At 63.1% G+C, this 15356-nt stretch carries 10 protein-coding genes; 8 read left to right on the top strand and 2 right to left on the bottom strand.

Annotated features, from left to right (window positions below):
* Position 1: 1 nt before the first annotated feature.
* The gene (locus tag J2Y68_RS03075) at positions 2 to 1177 is read right to left on the bottom strand and encodes a Gfo/Idh/MocA family protein (RefSeq protein ID WP_309989523.1); all 1176 of its coding nucleotides are present in this window, start codon (positions 1175 to 1177) and stop codon (positions 2 to 4) included.
* Entirely contained in the window at positions 1174 to 4545 is a 3372-nt protein-coding gene (locus tag J2Y68_RS03070; protein WP_309989520.1) for a glycosyl hydrolase, read from the bottom strand. The genes J2Y68_RS03075 and J2Y68_RS03070 overlap by 4 nt, the downstream gene beginning before the upstream one ends.
* 86 nt (positions 4546 to 4631) lie before the next feature.
* On the opposite strand from J2Y68_RS03070, the gene J2Y68_RS03065 reads away from it, so the two are divergent.
* From J2Y68_RS03065 to J2Y68_RS03030, 8 genes are all read left to right on the top strand, one after another.
* The gene (locus J2Y68_RS03065) at positions 4632 to 5930 is read left to right on the top strand and encodes an ROK family protein (RefSeq protein ID WP_309989518.1); all 1299 of its coding nucleotides are present in this window, start codon (positions 4632 to 4634) and stop codon (positions 5928 to 5930) included.
* A gap of 187 nt (positions 5931 to 6117) precedes the next feature.
* Positions 6118 to 7653 carry an ABC transporter substrate-binding protein gene (locus J2Y68_RS03060; protein ID WP_309989516.1) on the top strand — a complete coding sequence of 512 codons (1536 nt, stop codon included), beginning with the start codon at positions 6118 to 6120 and terminating at the stop codon, positions 7651 to 7653.
* 55 nt (positions 7654 to 7708) lie between these two features.
* A complete protein-coding gene (locus J2Y68_RS03055) occupies positions 7709 to 8650 on the top strand; it encodes an ABC transporter permease (protein WP_309989513.1) in 942 nt (313 codons plus the stop codon).
* Positions 8647 to 10491, top strand: a complete 1845-nt coding sequence (locus J2Y68_RS03050) for a dipeptide/oligopeptide/nickel ABC transporter permease/ATP-binding protein (protein ID WP_309989510.1) — start codon at positions 8647 to 8649, stop codon at positions 10489 to 10491. Before J2Y68_RS03055 ends, J2Y68_RS03050 begins: the two co-directional genes overlap by 4 nt.
* Positions 10488 to 11351 carry an ATP-binding cassette domain-containing protein gene (locus tag J2Y68_RS03045; RefSeq protein WP_309989508.1) on the top strand — a complete coding sequence of 288 codons (864 nt, stop codon included), beginning with the start codon at positions 10488 to 10490 and terminating at the stop codon, positions 11349 to 11351. Before J2Y68_RS03050 ends, J2Y68_RS03045 begins: the two co-directional genes overlap by 4 nt.
* A gap of 134 nt (positions 11352 to 11485) precedes the next feature.
* Positions 11486 to 13015, top strand: coding sequence for a GMC oxidoreductase (locus J2Y68_RS03040; RefSeq protein WP_309989505.1), 1530 nt, complete (start codon positions 11486 to 11488; stop codon positions 13013 to 13015).
* A 4-nt stretch (positions 13016 to 13019) separates the two neighbouring features.
* Positions 13020 to 14315: a C-glycoside deglycosidase beta subunit domain-containing protein gene (locus tag J2Y68_RS03035; protein WP_309989502.1), complete on the top strand. Its 1296-nt coding sequence runs from the start codon at positions 13020 to 13022 to the stop codon at positions 14313 to 14315.
* Positions 14308 to 15351, top strand: a complete 1044-nt coding sequence (locus tag J2Y68_RS03030; protein WP_309989499.1) for a Gfo/Idh/MocA family protein — start codon at positions 14308 to 14310, stop codon at positions 15349 to 15351. The genes J2Y68_RS03035 and J2Y68_RS03030 overlap by 8 nt, the downstream gene beginning before the upstream one ends.
* Positions 15352 to 15356: the final 5 nt, after the last annotated feature.

The following is a 15356-nucleotide window of genomic DNA, read 5'->3' as shown; positions in this document are numbered from 1 at the left end:
ATCACGCTGCGTGCGATTGGCTGTTGCCTGTACCGCCTACGACCGCGATGGCACTTTTGTTGTTGGCTGACTCCTGGACCGCGTCCAGGACGCGCTGGACGTTCAGTCCGTCTTCGAACGACGGCGATGGCTGGCTTCCGTCCCGGACCGCCACAAGGAAGTCCCGGACCTGGTGGGTGAAGGTGTGTTCCCAGCCGATGATGTGTCCTTGCGGCCACCAGGCCTCGAGGTAGGGGTGCTGCGGTTCGTTGACCAGGATCCGGCGGAAGCCTTGCTCGCGGACCGGGACGGTGGCGTCCAGGAACATGAGCTCGTTCAGGTTCTCCAGATCGAACGTCAGTGATCCGGCCGAGCCGTAGATTTCGAGTTTGAGGGAGTTCTTCTGGCCCGTGGCCACCCGGGAGGCCTCTACGGAAGCGCTGAGATTCCCGGTCAGGCCCAGCGTGGCCCACACAGCATCATCCACCGTCACTTCCTCAGGGCCGCCGGGCCCGGGGCGCTCGGCCACAAAGGTCCGCAGGGTACCGGTAACTTCCATGACCGCCTGTCCGGTGAGGAATTGGATCTGGTCGACGGCGTGGGAGGCGATGTCTCCCAAGGCGCCGGAACCTGCGGTTTCCTTGCGCAGCCGCCAACTCATGGGGGTCTCGGGATCGGCGAGCCAGTCCTGGAGGTAGGCGGCCCGGACATGGCGGATGCTGCCGAGGCGGCCCTCGGCGATGAGTTCTTTGGCAAGTGCCAAGGCGGGGACGCGGCGGTAGTTGAAGCCGATCATGGACTGGACTCCACGCTTGCGGGCTTTCGCGGCGGCAGCGGTCATGAGTTCGGCTTCGGCCAGGGTGTTGGCCAGGGGCTTTTCAACCAGGACGTGCTTGCCGGCTTCGAGTGCGGCGATGGCGATTTCGGCGTGCATCCAGCCGGGTGCGCAGATATCGATGATGTGGATGTCATCGCGTTCGATCACCTCCCTCCAGTCCGTGGCGGACTCAGCCCAACCGTACTTGCCGGCTGCATAGGCAACCTGGATGGCGTCCCGGCCTACCAGGACTTTTTGTTCGAAGGCCGGGACGTCGAAGAAACTTGCCACGTTCCGCCACGCATTCGAGTGGGCCTTCCCCATGAAGGCGTAGCCGATAGCGGCCACACCCAAGGGCCGGGCCTCTGGTGTGTGATTCATGGCTGTCCTAACGGGTGGTTGGTGGTGTGGATTCGCACGGGACCCACAAGTCCGGACTTCTGCAATGGCGCATCCGGGTGGAAAATTTCGGATCCAGGTCTTGTGCTTTTGCCCTGCGCGGCGTCACCGGCCAACCTGTTGGACCAAGTGTTGGTGACCTCGACGCGGAGCCGATTGAGCCCGCTGCGGATGGCTTCCGAGGCCGTCACCTGGAACGGGGACGTCCAGGCTGTGCCCAGGGGCACGTCATTGAGCCAGACCTGGGCGATGTCGCGTACTTCTCCCAGATCGATCACGTACGTTGCCTCAGTGCTGGCTGACGGCACCTCAAAATTGTGGCAATAAACGGCTGTCCCTGAGAAATACCTGATGTCGCTATCACCGTGGGCAAACGCGCCGTCGCCGGCCCACGGAGCCACACGATCAAGGGTCAGCGAACCCGGGTCACGCTCAAGGTCACGGAAGGTCAGTTCCCACGGTCCTTGAAGTTGTACTGTCCTCCGAAGTCCCGCTGACGCATGGAGGGCCTGGGTGTCCCCGGACACAACCCCGCTGGCGGTGGTGGAATCGTCCGGCCGCAGCAGCACAAAGGCGGAACCGAAGGGGGGCAAGGTGATGTCCACTGAGGTGTGGCCTTCCGAGTGGCGTGACGGAAGGGGTGTCCGCGAAACCTGGCAGGCATCCCAGAGCTCTGCGGAGCCTGAGCTTGCACGGAAGGTCGCGGTGATTTTCTCGGGACGTTCCCGTTGATTGCTGATGAAATACAGTTCCCCATAAGGAGTGGTCCTGTGGATGGCCGGCAGGCAGTGTCCCTCGCCGGCGTCGAAGCTCCAGTCGGGTGTCATTCCGAGTTCCTGCAGGGCCGCAGGCAGCAGCTTGCTGTGATGGATGTCCCCACCATCCAGCAACCGGCTGTGACCGCCGTTCCAGATCTTGTCCGCCGCTGTCCGCCACGCCAAGGCGTCGTCCCCATGGCTTGGCGATCCTTCCGGTCGTTTCCCGATCACTGTTGCGCCGCCGTCGAGCAGTTCCTGGAGACGCCGCAGCATGGCCAGGGTCATCCGCTGGCTGGTGCCACCCAAATAGAGGGCTTTGTAGCGGGTCCCACCGCTGCTGAGGAGCGCACCCGCAGGTGTCACTGTGATGTGGTTGCTGAGGCCATCGAGGTTGATGAAGTCAAAGCCATATCCCTGGGGGACCTCTGCGGGGGCATCACCGAAGACCCCGGTGACCGGCGACTCCTCGCCGTAGAAATAGGCGATGTCAGCAGCGTAGGTACCTTGCTGCAGAAGCTGGCTGCAGCGTGCCAGGTAGTCAATCCACGGTCCTGCCGCATGCGCCCAGGTTTCATTGCGTGAGAAGGACTGGCCCAGGTACGGCGCCAGGGTGATTCCGGGTTTCTCCACACCTGAGGGCTGATGCGGGGACGTGTGGATGTTGATCAGGTTCACGCCCAGGGCAAACTCCATGTCCACGATCGGCTTGAGGATGGCGGGTGTGTAGCGGAAGGGCTGTCCAAAGGCAGTCATCGACTCCGCGCCTGTCCGTGGCTTGCCGTAGACGTGCGAAACGGAGGCCGCACCCCTGAGATCCGCCACGAAGGTTGGGCGCGGTCCACTCTCCGGCGGGTAGCACCACATGGCTCCCATGGGAACGTCGGCATGCGAGCGCATCTCCAGGTCGTCACCCAACTGGGGCCGGTGATCCTCCAGGGCCTCCGCGTAGTAATCCATTCCATGGCCGGCGGCGATTGATGCGATGGTTCCGTAATGGTTTTCCGCGAGGAGTTCGGAGATGGTCCTCCGGAAGTCCCACAGGAAAGCGTCACTTTCCCGGGTTCCTTCCATCAGGATTCCGGTCAGTGCCGGGAGCCATGGCAGGAGGCTGTACCCCCGACGGGTCTGAAACTCGCTGAGCATGTTGTGGGTCCAGTTCTGCGGCCCGGACTCGATGCTGTCGCTGAGGAGGGCATCGATCCCGGCCAGGGCCTCCGGTTCTTCGCTCAGGGCGTCCCGGAAAAAGCCGAGGTACGTGTGCAGATAATCCGTTACGTGGCCGGCGTCCAGTTTGTCCACTTCCAAGCCGGTTGCTTCCGCCGCTGCCGGGGCGTTGACATGTCCGGTGAGTGAATAGCCCAGCCTGAGCACGGTCCAACGTCCTGCCGGCGGAGCCCAGCTGAGTATCCCGTCGGCGTTAACGTAGCCGGTGACGTCCACTACCTCATCCACGGGCACGGCCTCCCGGACGTCGGCTGGTTCAGCTTCCAGCGCGTAGTAGTCAGCAACGGGGGCGAAGCCGGCTTTCTCCTCAGCGCGGGAGACCCGCGAGCCGCCGAACAATTGGAAGCACGACACTTTGACGCCGGAGCCGGCACTGGGAAACGTCAAGGGCTTGATGCCTGCGGCAACGGGGGCGCTGCCTGAAGGGGGCGTGGTGATCACCAGCCGGAAGTAGCGGGCCTCTTGTGCGGGGAATGACAAGGAGCGGACTGGAGCCTTGGTTCCTTGGAAATCCGCCACCGGCCAGAACGCCTGGTTGTCATTGCTGGCTTCGAGCACAGCCTCCGGGAGGGAACCTCCGCCGAATCCGACGAACGCAGGGAGTCCCACACGGGCAGATGTGACGGTCACCGGCTCTGAGTAGTCAGCAGTGATGGTGATCCGTGGGCTGGCATCGATCACCACCGGTGGCCAGAAGGTGCCGTCAGCCAGGTCTTCGAGGCCCGGACCGCCTGTCACCGTTGAGCTGCACGTGATGGAGGCGGGAATCAGGGAGCGGTGGCCCTCCTTGGCGGGGAAGGCCAGGACAGCGATGTCCTTGTAGAAGTCCGGTATTTCCGCCGTGACGTGGCGCGTTGCGGCGCAGGGGACGTCCTGGAAAGGGCCTGAGGCTGCGGGTGGCGTGGGCAGTTGGCAGGGGAGGTGCGCTGATTCGATGACGGTGGTTGACCACACCACTTTCTTCATCCCGGCTTCCGGTGCAACCCATGGCCCACCCGTGGCACTCCAGCCCGCTGAGGTTGCCACTGACAGTTCCATGCCCAGTCGCTTGGTCTGCGATGCCGCCCTGCGCACAGCTGACTGCCATTCTTTGGAGAGGAACTTCACTGGCTGTTCCACCAATGCCGGTGCCCCAAAAGAACCGAAGAACATCTGGACGCCGCCTGCGCCTATCCCTTTCAGCCACGCAAGGTCGGCGTCTATGCCGTCTTCATTCACATTGCCGTCCATCCAATGCCACCAAGCCCGCGGGCGGGCAGCATCCGGGGGCGTGACGAATTGTTCGAACAACGGAGCGGGATCGGTGTTCAGCGGCGCCGGTCCGGTGGTTCCGCTCCAGGAGCGCCGGGTAACTGGTGGCGTGGACATAGTGTTGTTCTCCAGGCTCTGAGGCAGAAGCCGTATGCTTTCCTGCCTGGGAAGTGAGATGTAACATATGTTCTACAGGAACAAAAGTGGAGAAACAAGCCGTCGCAGCTCTGGAGGCCGCCGTGAATACCCAACCGTCCCCGCAGGACGCATTCATCTATGCCCGGCTGGTCAACCTCGTTAGGACCGGGGAAGCGTTGACCCGCCCTGCCTTGGAGCAGGCCACTGGGTTGGGCAGGAAGCTGGTGGCCCAGCGCGTCCAGCAGGCGATGGCCGTGGGGCTGCTTGAAGACGGTGATTTCGCGCCCTCCGGTGGTGGCCGCGCGCCCAGGCAGCTCCGCTTCAAGGCCGACGCCGGGCATGTTTACGCAGGGCTGATGGGTGCCGGCGAAATAAGGGCGGCCGTGTCGGACCTGGACGGCGCGCCGGTTGCAGCGATGCACCGCGACTGGGACATTTCGGAGGGTCCGGAAGCCACCATGGACCAGCTGCAGGACATGTTTCAGCGGCTTGCCAAGCGGACAAAGACGCAGCCCTGGTCAATCGGTGTAGGAGTCCCGGGGCCGGTCAATTTTGGTACCGGACAGCTGGTGGCACCGCCGATCATGCCGGGCTGGGATGGTTTCAGCGTCCGCTCCTGGCTGCGGGAACGCTACGACGCCCCGGTGTGGGTTGATAACGATGTCAACCTCATGGCGCTAGGCGAGTGGCACCGTGGACACCCTTCCGATCGGCGCGATCTCCTCTACGTCAAGGTGGGCACGGGCATTGGTTCCGGCCTGGTTTCCGGAGGGTCCGTGTATCGCGGCGACACGGGTGCTGCCGGCGATATTGGGCACGTCAAGGTCGGTGACGATCCAGGCCTCAACTGCCGATGTGGCGAGACAGGATGCCTGGAAGCAGTAACCGGCGGGTGGGGCCTGGTCCAGCAATTGACGCCGGTTGCCTCGAGCAGCCCGTATCTCTCGTCGCGATTGGCTGAAAGGGGAAAGCTCACTCCCGAGGACATCGGCATCGCCGCATCGCGGGGGGACAGCCTGGCCTCGCGTGCGGTGGTGGACGGCGCGCGCACGGTAGGCGCAACGGTGTCGAGCCTGGTCAACTTCATCAACCCCGGCGTGGTGGTGGTGGGCGGCGGCATGCTCCGCAGTGGCGAGCAGGCGTTCGAAGCCCTGGCCGAGACCGTGATGAGGCGGAGCACCAAGCTGGCGACGGAGAAGCTGACCCTGCGCACTGCCTCCCTGGACTTCCAGGAAGGGGTGGTGGGGGCCAGCCTCATGGCCGTAGAGCAACTCTTCGCCCAGTCCGCGCTGGGGTTGTGGATTGAGCAGGGATCGCCGTTGGGGCAGGCAGCGAACCTTCACCGCTTGGCCGCGGGCCACTGACGAACAAACAATCACCGGCTAAAGTGACTATTGACACATATGTTCCTACGGAACTAAAGTCTGTTGCAGGAGCAAAGCTAACCAGCACCGTTTAGTTGTTCCCCCTTTCCTCTACCCCGACAGCCGCCGCCTGGATCATCAGGTGATCAAGCGAAGCCTGGGGGTCCTCAGTCCCAATGGAGCAGACATGAAGAGAAGAAGTTTCCTGACCTCAGCAGTGGCGGTGTCCATCCTGATCACCGCTTCCGGCTGCAGCGGAGCCCAAAGTGGCGGATCGGCTGCCTCCCAGACCGGCTCGCTGTCGCTGGGCGTGGTGCAGGTTCCTACATCGTTCGTACCGGGCGAGATGCCTGCTGCAGGACCTGAAAACCACTACTACCAAGCTGTCTATGATTCCCTGCTGAACCTGGACGAGAACGGTGGGCCCGTCCCCAACGTGGCAACCCAGTGGTCCTACGACGATTCCCGTAAGAACCTCACCCTTACCCTGCGGGACGACGTGAAGTTCACTGACGAGACACCCTTGGACGGAGAAGCCGTCAAGGCCAACCTGCTCAAGGCAAAGGCCGGCAAGGGCGAAGCCGGGTCATCGCTGAAAGCCCTGGACACCGTTGAAGTTACCGATGCCACCCACGTGGTCCTCAAGCTCAAGGATCCGGATCCCTCCCTCCTGGCAAGCCTGGGACGGTCCAGCGGATTCATGGCAAGCCCCAAGGCGCTGGACAGCGCAGACCTGAAGACCAACCCGATCGGCTCCGGTCCCTACGTCCTTGACCAGAGCAAGAGCACCGCCGGAGACAAATATGTCTTCACCCGGAATGCCAACTACTGGCAAAAGGATGCGTACCCCTACAACGAAGTCGATATCAAGCTTCTCGAAAACTCTGCCGCGGCATTGAACGGCCTCCGCGCCGGCCAGCTCCAGGGCGTGGCTGCAACCACCAACGATCTCGCAAAAGGCGCAAAAGACGCCGGAATGAACGTTGTCTCCTACACCAACGGTTCAGTTCAGGGGATCTGGTTGTGGGATCGGGAAGGCAAAAACACCCCGGCTTTGGGGGATGTCCGTGTACGCCAGGCGATCAACTACGCGATGGACCGCGATACCATCCTGAAGACCCTGGGCGATGGACGTGGCACCAAGACGGCCCAGATATTTGGGCCCAACACCGGGGCTTACGACGCCTCACTCGACAATACCTATCCTTACGACGTGGAAAAGGCCAAGAAGCTCATGGCCGAGGCCGGTTACGCGTCAGGCTTTTCCATGAAGCTTCCTGACTTCTCCCCCGTGTACCCGGGTGCGCAGGCTGCGATGACCGAAGCCATGGCAGCAATCGGGATCACGGTCACTTACGAACCGATCACTGCTGACCAGGTGGTGGGAAGCATTATCGGTGCAAAGTGGCCCATGAACTTCTTCAGCCTCACCTCGGCCGGAGCGTGGGACTCCACACAGTTGGCCGTGGCGCCGGATGCCTTGTTCAACCCGTACCACGTGAACGATCCCAAGATTGTGCAACTGCTGGACACCGCAAGGACCTCTGACGACGCCGGCCGGGACAGTGCACTGCGTGAATTGAACAAGTACGTGGTGGACCAAGCCTGGTTCGCGCCGTGGTACTTCGAAGAAGGTGCCTACGTAACATCCAAGGACGTCAAGACCTCCGGCCAAGCCAACGTCACCGTCCCGCCGCTCTACAACTTCGCCCCCGCCAAGTAGTCCACTGGCGCCGAGCTGGCAACGATCACGTCCATCATCACACTGAGAGCCACTCATGATAACGTTCCTGTTCCGCCGGCTCGGCGCCGGCCTCATCCTGGTCTTCGCAGTCTCCACACTGACCTTTTTCCTCACTGCGCTGGCGGGATCCGATCCCGCCCGCCGCATCCTGGGCAACAACGCGACCCCTGCACAAGTAACGGCCAAGAATGCTGAACTCGGCCTGGACCAATCGGTCCTCACCCGTTACTTCGACTGGCTGGGATCGGCCATCACCGGCGATCTTGGAAAGTCTTGGGCGAGCAATCAGCCCGTCACCAAGCTCATTGGGCAAGCATTGCCGGTGTCGCTGTCCGTGGTGATTGCCGCCGTCGTCCTCACTGCAGTGGTCAGTGTCGCCCTGGGCGTCGTGGCAGCCGTCCGCGGCGGCTGGTTGGACAAGGTTCTCCAGACCATCTCCATCGTCGCCTTCGCGGTTCCCAACTTTTTGGTGGGAATCATCCTTTCCCTGGTTTTCGCAGTCCAACTGAAGATGTTCCCGGCCTTGGGATACGTCAGCCCGTCCGATGATCCGGGTCAGTGGTTGGCCTCCATCACCCTCCCGGCCTTCGCCCTGGCCATCGGGGCAATCGGAACCGTGGCAACCCAAACGCGCGGTTCCATGATCGACGTTCTTCAAAAGGACTTCATCAGGACCCTGCGCAGCAGGGGACTCCCTTCACGAAGCATCCTGATCAAACACGCACTCCGGAATGCCGCCCCGGCTTCCCTGACAGTTCTGTCACTTCAGTTCATCGCCCTGCTGGGCGGCGCCGTGATTATTGAGAAGGTTTTTGCCCTGACAGGTGTCGGCAATCGCGCGGCCTCTGCCGCGGGCCAAGGTGACGTGCCGGTGGTACTGGGAGTCGTGGTGGTGATGGTGGTCCTGGTGGTCATCGTAAACCTCCTGGTGGACATCCTGTTGGGCTTCCTCAATCCGAAAGTACGGGCATCATGACTGTGACCAACATCCAGGCCGGCGGTCCGGCCGTGAACCCCAATGCAGCACCTCGAGCCGGCGTGGTGCGGAGGCTTCTGAAAGATCCGATCGCTGTGGCTTGTTTCGTTTACCTGGTGCTGGTGGCAGTGGTGAGCATTGCGGCGCCATTGCTCACCTCCGCAAGCCCGACCGCCTCACAGATCGCCAACGCCCTGGCGCCGGCCGGACCCGGTTCCCCGCTGGGCACGGACGGTGTGGGACGCGATGTCTTCGCCCAACTGCTCTACGGCGGCCGCACCAGCCTGACGGGCTCCCTGATTGTTGCCGGTGTGGCAGTGCTCCTGGGCCTGCCCGCCGGCCTGATCGCCGGGTATTACAAGGGCTGGTTTGATGGTGTGGCGAACTGGCTCAGCAGCCTGCTGATGGCCGCTCCGGCAATCGTTGTCCTGCTGGTTGTTCTTGCACAGTTCGGGCGCAGCACCGAACTGGCCATGACAGTTTTTGGCGTGCTGATAGCTCCTGCGGTTTTCAGGCTGGTGCGCTCATCCGTCATCGCTGTCCGCGAGGAACTCTACGTTGACGCCGCAAGGGTTTCCGGCCTCAGCGATGGCCGGATCATGGCCCGCCACGTTCTCCCGGTGGTGATCGCCCCCACCATCATCCAGATCTCCCAGTTGGCCGGAATAGCGGTTGCCATCCAGGCCGGCCTGGACTTCCTTGGCCTGGGCTCGGCAAACCAGGCCAGCTGGGGAGGCATGCTTAGCGACGCTTTCCAGAACATCTACACCAGTCCGCAGCTTCTGCTGTGGCCCGCGATCGCCATCATTTGCACAGTGACGGCCTTCAGCCTCCTGGGCAACGCGCTGCGTGACGCAATGGAGGGCGGGTCACGGGTATCAAAGGCCCGACGGCGGCGCCAGCCTGCGCAGGTCAACGGCGGTACCGCTCTGGTTGAGGCCGCTCTGGATGGACAGGCTGGGAAGGCCGACGAGAAAGCACTGCTTGCGGTCCAAGGCCTGAAAGTGAGCTACCCCCAGGCCGATGGTTCAGAAACCACGGTGGTGCATGGTGTTGACCTGTCGGTGCGCCGAGGCGAAATCCTGGCAATCGTGGGGGAGTCCGGCTCCGGCAAGTCCCAAACAGCGTTCTCTGTCCTGGGACTGCTACCCGTGAACGCTCGGACATCCGCCGCCACCATGACCTTTGATGGCAAGGACCTGCGGGGCTTGGGTTCCGGCGCAATGAACGCCCTGCGCGGAAAGCGGATCGGGTACATCCCCCAGGAGCCCATGTCCAACCTCGACCCCACCTTCCGCGTTGGCGCGCAGCTCACCGAGCCCATGCGGCACCACCTGGGTTTGTCCCGGGCCGCCGCGAAAGCCGAGGCCTTGGCGCTCCTTGAACGCGTGGGAATCGCAAACCCCCGGCGCGTGTTCGACTCCTATCCGCACCAGATCTCCGGCGGCATGGCGCAGCGCGTCCTGATCGCCGGAGCGGTCAGCTGCAAGCCCGACCTCTTGATCGCCGATGAACCCACCACGGCCCTGGATGTGACTGTTCAAGCCGAAGTCCTGGACCTGATCCGTGAACTTCAATCTGAAGGCAACATGGGAGTCATCCTGGTGACCCACAACTTCGGTGTGGTGGCAGACCTGGCCGACAGGGTGGCAGTCATGCGCCAGGGACTCATTGTTGAAACGTCCAGCGCGGATCAACTCTTTGACAATCCCAGCCACGAGTACACCCGGGAGCTCCTGGCGGCATCACTGGAGTCCACGACGCCCTCCGACGCCGTGACCATGGATTTCACCTCCCGGGAAGCCGTCACCCCAGCACTCCAGAAGGAGCCCCAGCCATGAGCGAGCACCTGGCATCCGCAGAATCAACGGCCCTGCTGGCCATTGAAGACCTGGTGGTGGAGTACCCCTCCAGGACATGGCGCGGGCGTCCCTTCCGTGCCCTGGACGGCGTCTCGCTCACTGTAGGACGCGGAGAAACCGTGGGTCTGGTGGGTGAATCCGGCTCAGGTAAATCCACCCTGGGACGAGCCGTCCTGGGTTTGGCCCCGGTCACCAAGGGCACCATCACGTTCCAGGGCCGCGTCATTTCCGGCGTGGACAAACGTGCGCGTCGGCAACTCAGCAAAGACATCCAAGTGGTCTTCCAGGATCCGTACACTTCCCTGAACCCGGCCATGGTGGTGGGGGACATCCTCACGGAGCCACTGCTGGTGGCCGGAACATCCAAAGCGGAGGCGGAAAGGAAAGTGGGTGAACTCCTGGAAAGGGTGCACCTGCCTGCCGACTCCGGCCGGCGGCTGGCACGGGAATTCTCCGGCGGACAACGGCAACGCATCGCCATTGCGCGGGCGCTGTCACGGGATCCCCAGCTGATTGTCTGTGACGAACCCGTGAGTGCCCTGGACCTGTCCACACAATCCCGGGTGCTGGAGCTCTTCAGCGAAATCCAGGAATCAACAGGCGTGGCGTACCTCTTCATTACCCACGACCTCGCCGTCGTCAGGCACATCAGCCAACGGGTGGCCGTCATGAACCGCGGCGGCATTGTGGAGCAAGGGCCTTCCGCCCAGGTGACGTCCACCCCGCAGCATCCTTACACCCAGCAGCTCCTTCTGGCGGCACCGGTTCCCAACCCCCGCCGCCAGGCTGAGCGCCGCGCTGCACGCAAGAAACTGGCGGAGTCCATGAAAGCCGCATAGAAGGTGGGCTTTGGCTCCGGGCGAATGCGCCCGGGGCCTCCGGCTCACGCACCACGGCATCCGCCGTCCACTCCAGCGACGAACACCCTTGGGGCTGATTCAGTGCGCTCAAAAAACCCAGGAAAGACCACCTCATGACCAGAGAATTCCCCTCACACGTGGATGTTGCCATCGTGGGCAGCGGCCCCACCGGTGCAGCATATGCGCGCATCATCAGTGAAGAATCCCCGCAAACCCGCATTGCCTCCTTTGAAGTTGGTCCCCAGCTGACGGAGCGCCCGGGCCTGCACGTCAAGAACATTGCAAACCCCGAAGAACGCGCCTCGGCCCAGCGCCGCTCGCAGGGTTTGGAGCCGTCCCTGTCGGGTGCCCCGTCCGGAGAAGTGGACGGTCCTCCCCGGCTTGTCCGGCCCGGCACGTACCTCCTGGACTCCGGCTACCGCCAGCCCGGAGAGGATGGCCTGCCGGCCGCGGCCATGTCCAGCAACGTTGGCGGCATGGGGGCGCACTGGACAGCTGCCTGCCCACGTCCCGGCGGCCAGGAACGGATTCCCTTTATCCCTGACCTGGATGACCTCCTCACGGAAGGCGAACGACTCCTTAAGGTCAGCACCAGCGCTTTCGCCGGCGCGCCGCTGGCTGATGAGGTCCGGCGTCGTTTGTCCGGTGCCCTGGACCCGGGCCGGCCCGCTGACCGCAAGGTAAGCGTCATGCCCCTGGCTGTGGAAACCGGCGACGACGGTTCGGTCACCTGGGCGGGATCGGACGTGGTGTACGGCGAAGCCGGCAGGTCCAACCCACACCACTCGCTCTACGCCGATGCCTTGGTGACACGGGTGCTGGTCGAAGATGGACGGGCCAGGGGTGTGGTTGTCCGGGACATGCTCTCCGGGGACGAGCACACCGTGCACGCCGATTACGTGGTGGTGGCTGGCGACAGTTTGCGGACGCCCCAGCTGTTGTGGGCCTCCGGAGTCCGCCCCGAAGCTCTGGGCCGCTACCTCAACGACCAACCCCAGACCGTTTTCGCAGTCCGGCTGCGGGACATCCCCGAAGCAGCGGTGACCTCCACGCCGTCGAGCGGTACCGCCATCACTCCCCAGAGCGGGGTCAGCTGGGTCCCTTACACCGATGAAGAACCGTTTCACGGCCAAGTGATGCAGCTGGACGCCTCGCCGGTGCCGTTGGCCTCGGCTGATGTGCCGGCCCCGGGATCCATTGTTGGCTTGGGCTGGTTCTGCGCGAAAGACATCCAGGCCTCCGACCGGGTGGCTTTTGACGATGACCGCGTGGATGCCTACGGCATGCCCGCCATGAGCATCCACTACCAGCTGACGGACCGGGACAAGGAGTCCATCGCGGCTGCGGGAAGGTCGGTCCGGCGCGCGGCTGCAGCCCTGGGGGAGCCACTGAATGCCGATCCCATCACCCTCCCTGCAGGAGCCTCGTTGCACTACCAGGGAACAGTCCGGATGGGACAGACCCCTGACGGGACCTCTGTTTGCTCGCCCGAATCCCGTGTCTGGGACGTTGCAGGGCTCTATGTTGCGGGCAACGGAGTCATTCCCACCGCAACAGCCTGCAACCCGACGCTCACCTCCGTAGCACTGGCCATCCGGGGTGCACGGGACATTGTCCGTGCCCTCCATGCCGAAAGGAATTAGCACCATGTTGGAACGAAGCATCATTCAAGGCCGTGGATTCAAGAACGTTGAAGAAAACGGTCGCATCACCGGCTTCCAGGTTGTCCTGCGCAATCCGAACTACCGGGGCACGGCGGCCAGCTTGCTGGACGGCGTCGAGGTCACGGTGGATGGTGAGCACTGGGACTCGCACGTGCCCCTGTGGACGCTTCAAGGGCAGACCCACACCTTGGACTCACTGAAGGCAACCACGGATGTCCGGTGGCAGCTGGACGAATACGCAACCATCACGGTACCCAAACCGGGAGGCCTCTCGGCCGGCGTCCACACGATCGAGGTCACCATCTACCTCCGCCGGCCCTATTTCCCGCCGGCAGTCTCGCGTTCCGCCTTCCCCGCTTCTGCGCAAGCCACGATCGTCCCTTCCGTCCCCACCGGGGGAATCCGCCACGCTGTCTCCACGTACAGCTATTCCGGTGACATCTACACGTCCATGAGCTTGGAAGACGTGATGGCGGATATTGCCGACATGGGGGCCACCGGCATCGAGATCCTGGGCGAAGGGAACATCCCCGGTTACCCCACGCCGGATCCCGCATGGATCGACCACTGGCACGCTATGCTGGAGCGCTATTCCCTGACTCCAACAAACTATGGATCCTGGATCGACACTGCCATGTGGCATGACCGGGACCTGACCGAGGATGAGGGAGCGGCGCAGCTGCAACTGGACCTCAGGCTCGCCTCGCAGCTGGGCTTCAGCTCCATCCGTCCCAAGTTCGGGGTGACCTCCTTCCAGCTGGATCCGCATCCCATCTGGGAAGGTGTGGTTGAACGGTCGCTGGACCTGGCACAGGAATTGGACATCGTCATCTGCCCCGAGATCCACAGCCCCACACCCATCAAGCATCCGGTAACGCAGGGTTACATCGATTTCATCGAGCGGACCGGCTCCAAGCACTTCAAGCTGCTGGTGGATACCGGCATCTTCCAGACTGCTGCCGTGGATGACGGGCATGAAGGTATTGAAGTCGAAGACGGCAAGCGGCCCGCCTTCCTGGAACCGCTGGCAGTCCCCATGGCTGACCTGGCTGGGATCCTTCCCCACGTCCACTTCATCCAGGCCAAGTTCTTTGAAATCGATGAAAACCTGCATGACCTTCATGTGCCATGGGAAGACATAGTGACGACCCTCCAGGACGCAGGATGGGAAGGGTGGCTGTCCAGCGAATACGAAGGCCGGCGTGAGCCCTACCGCGGACGTGAACAGGTGCGTCGCCAGCACGCGCTGGTCCGGCAACTGCAGGCCAAGCATGGGTGATTCTCCCTTGCGGTGGGGGTTGGCCGGCACCGGAGGGATCGCCCGCGAATTCGCGGGCGCCCTCGCCGGACTGGACGGCACCATCATCGCCGGAGTGGCCTCCCGCAATTCCGGCGCCTCTGCCGGGCTGCGTGACCTCCACGGCGTTGGGAAATCCCACGGATCCCTGGAGGACCTCGCAGCGGATCCCGATATCGACGTGGTGTACATTTCCACGCCGGCCGGTCTCCACAAGGAACACACCATTACGTTCCTTGAAGCCGGGAAGCATGTGCTGATCGAGAAGCCTTTCGCTCTCAACCACGCCGAAGCCTTGGCAATCGTTGAGACGGCCCGGCGCCGTGGCCTCTTTGCGATGGAAGCCATGTGGTCGCGGTTCCTGCCTGCGTACGTCAAGCTCCGGCAGTTGGTGGACAGCGGGGCCATCGGGGAGGTGCGTGGGGTTGAAGCCAGCTTTGGCTTTCCCATGCCGTCGGAGGGACCCGGCCGGATCAGCCGGGTGCACGACGCCCGCATGGGTGGAGGAAGCCTCCTGGAGCTGGGCGTCTATCCCGTCCAACTGGCCCATTGGATGTTGGGGCGCCCCACGGATGTTGCGGCCAGTAGCCAGCTCAACGATTCAGGTGCGGACCTTGATACATCCGCCCTCCTGTCGTTCTCCCGCGGCACCGCAACGATCCGGTCGTCCGTGACAAGTCCCCTGCCCAACCAGGCCAGGATCCTGGGTTCCACGGGCTACATCAGTTTACCCGCACCGCACCAGTGCCCCCAGGAGGTGGGCCTCTCCGTGTACAACACCCATGGGCCGGGCACAGTGGAGGAACACCTCTACAAAACGCCCATTGAAGGGCCGGGACTGCGGTACGAAATCATGGAAGTCGCCCGGCAACTTCGCGCCGGGAAGCAAGAAAGCCCGGTCATGCCGTGGCAGGACACGTTGGACATCATGAAAACCATGGACAGGATCCGGGCATCACAGAACGGGTACCAGCCGTTGAATAACGCCACCTTGCCCACAAACCACAAAAAGGACTAATTCAC

Origin of the sequence: Paenarthrobacter nitroguajacolicus (assembly GCF_031455195.1) — a bacterium.
GTDB classification, from domain to species: Bacteria; Actinomycetota; Actinomycetes; order Actinomycetales; family Micrococcaceae; genus Arthrobacter; species Arthrobacter nitroguajacolicus_D.
Note: the sequence above shows the minus strand (reverse complement) of the source record. Positions and strands in the feature narration are given on the sequence as shown.

What these genes read in the sequence shown, in the direction of transcription:
- J2Y68_RS03075 (WP_309989523.1), bottom strand. Translation starts at nt 1,177, where the DNA reads ATGAATCACACACCAGAGGCCCGGCCCTTGGGTGTGGCCGCTATCGGC.
- J2Y68_RS03070 (WP_309989520.1), bottom strand. Translation starts at nt 4,545, where the DNA reads ATGTCCACGCCACCAGTTACCCGGCGCTCCTGGAGCGGAACCACCGGA.
- J2Y68_RS03060 (WP_309989516.1), top strand. Translation starts at nt 6,118, where the DNA reads ATGAAGAGAAGAAGTTTCCTGACCTCAGCAGTGGCGGTGTCCATCCTG.
- J2Y68_RS03055 (WP_309989513.1), top strand. Translation starts at nt 7,709, where the DNA reads ATGATAACGTTCCTGTTCCGCCGGCTCGGCGCCGGCCTCATCCTGGTC.
- J2Y68_RS03050 (WP_309989510.1), top strand. Translation starts at nt 8,647, where the DNA reads ATGACTGTGACCAACATCCAGGCCGGCGGTCCGGCCGTGAACCCCAAT.
- J2Y68_RS03045 (WP_309989508.1), top strand. Translation starts at nt 10,488, where the DNA reads ATGAGCGAGCACCTGGCATCCGCAGAATCAACGGCCCTGCTGGCCATT.
- J2Y68_RS03040 (WP_309989505.1), top strand. Translation starts at nt 11,486, where the DNA reads ATGACCAGAGAATTCCCCTCACACGTGGATGTTGCCATCGTGGGCAGC.
- J2Y68_RS03035 (WP_309989502.1), top strand. Translation starts at nt 13,020, where the DNA reads ATGTTGGAACGAAGCATCATTCAAGGCCGTGGATTCAAGAACGTTGAA.
- J2Y68_RS03030 (WP_309989499.1), top strand. Translation starts at nt 14,308, where the DNA reads ATGGGTGATTCTCCCTTGCGGTGGGGGTTGGCCGGCACCGGAGGGATC.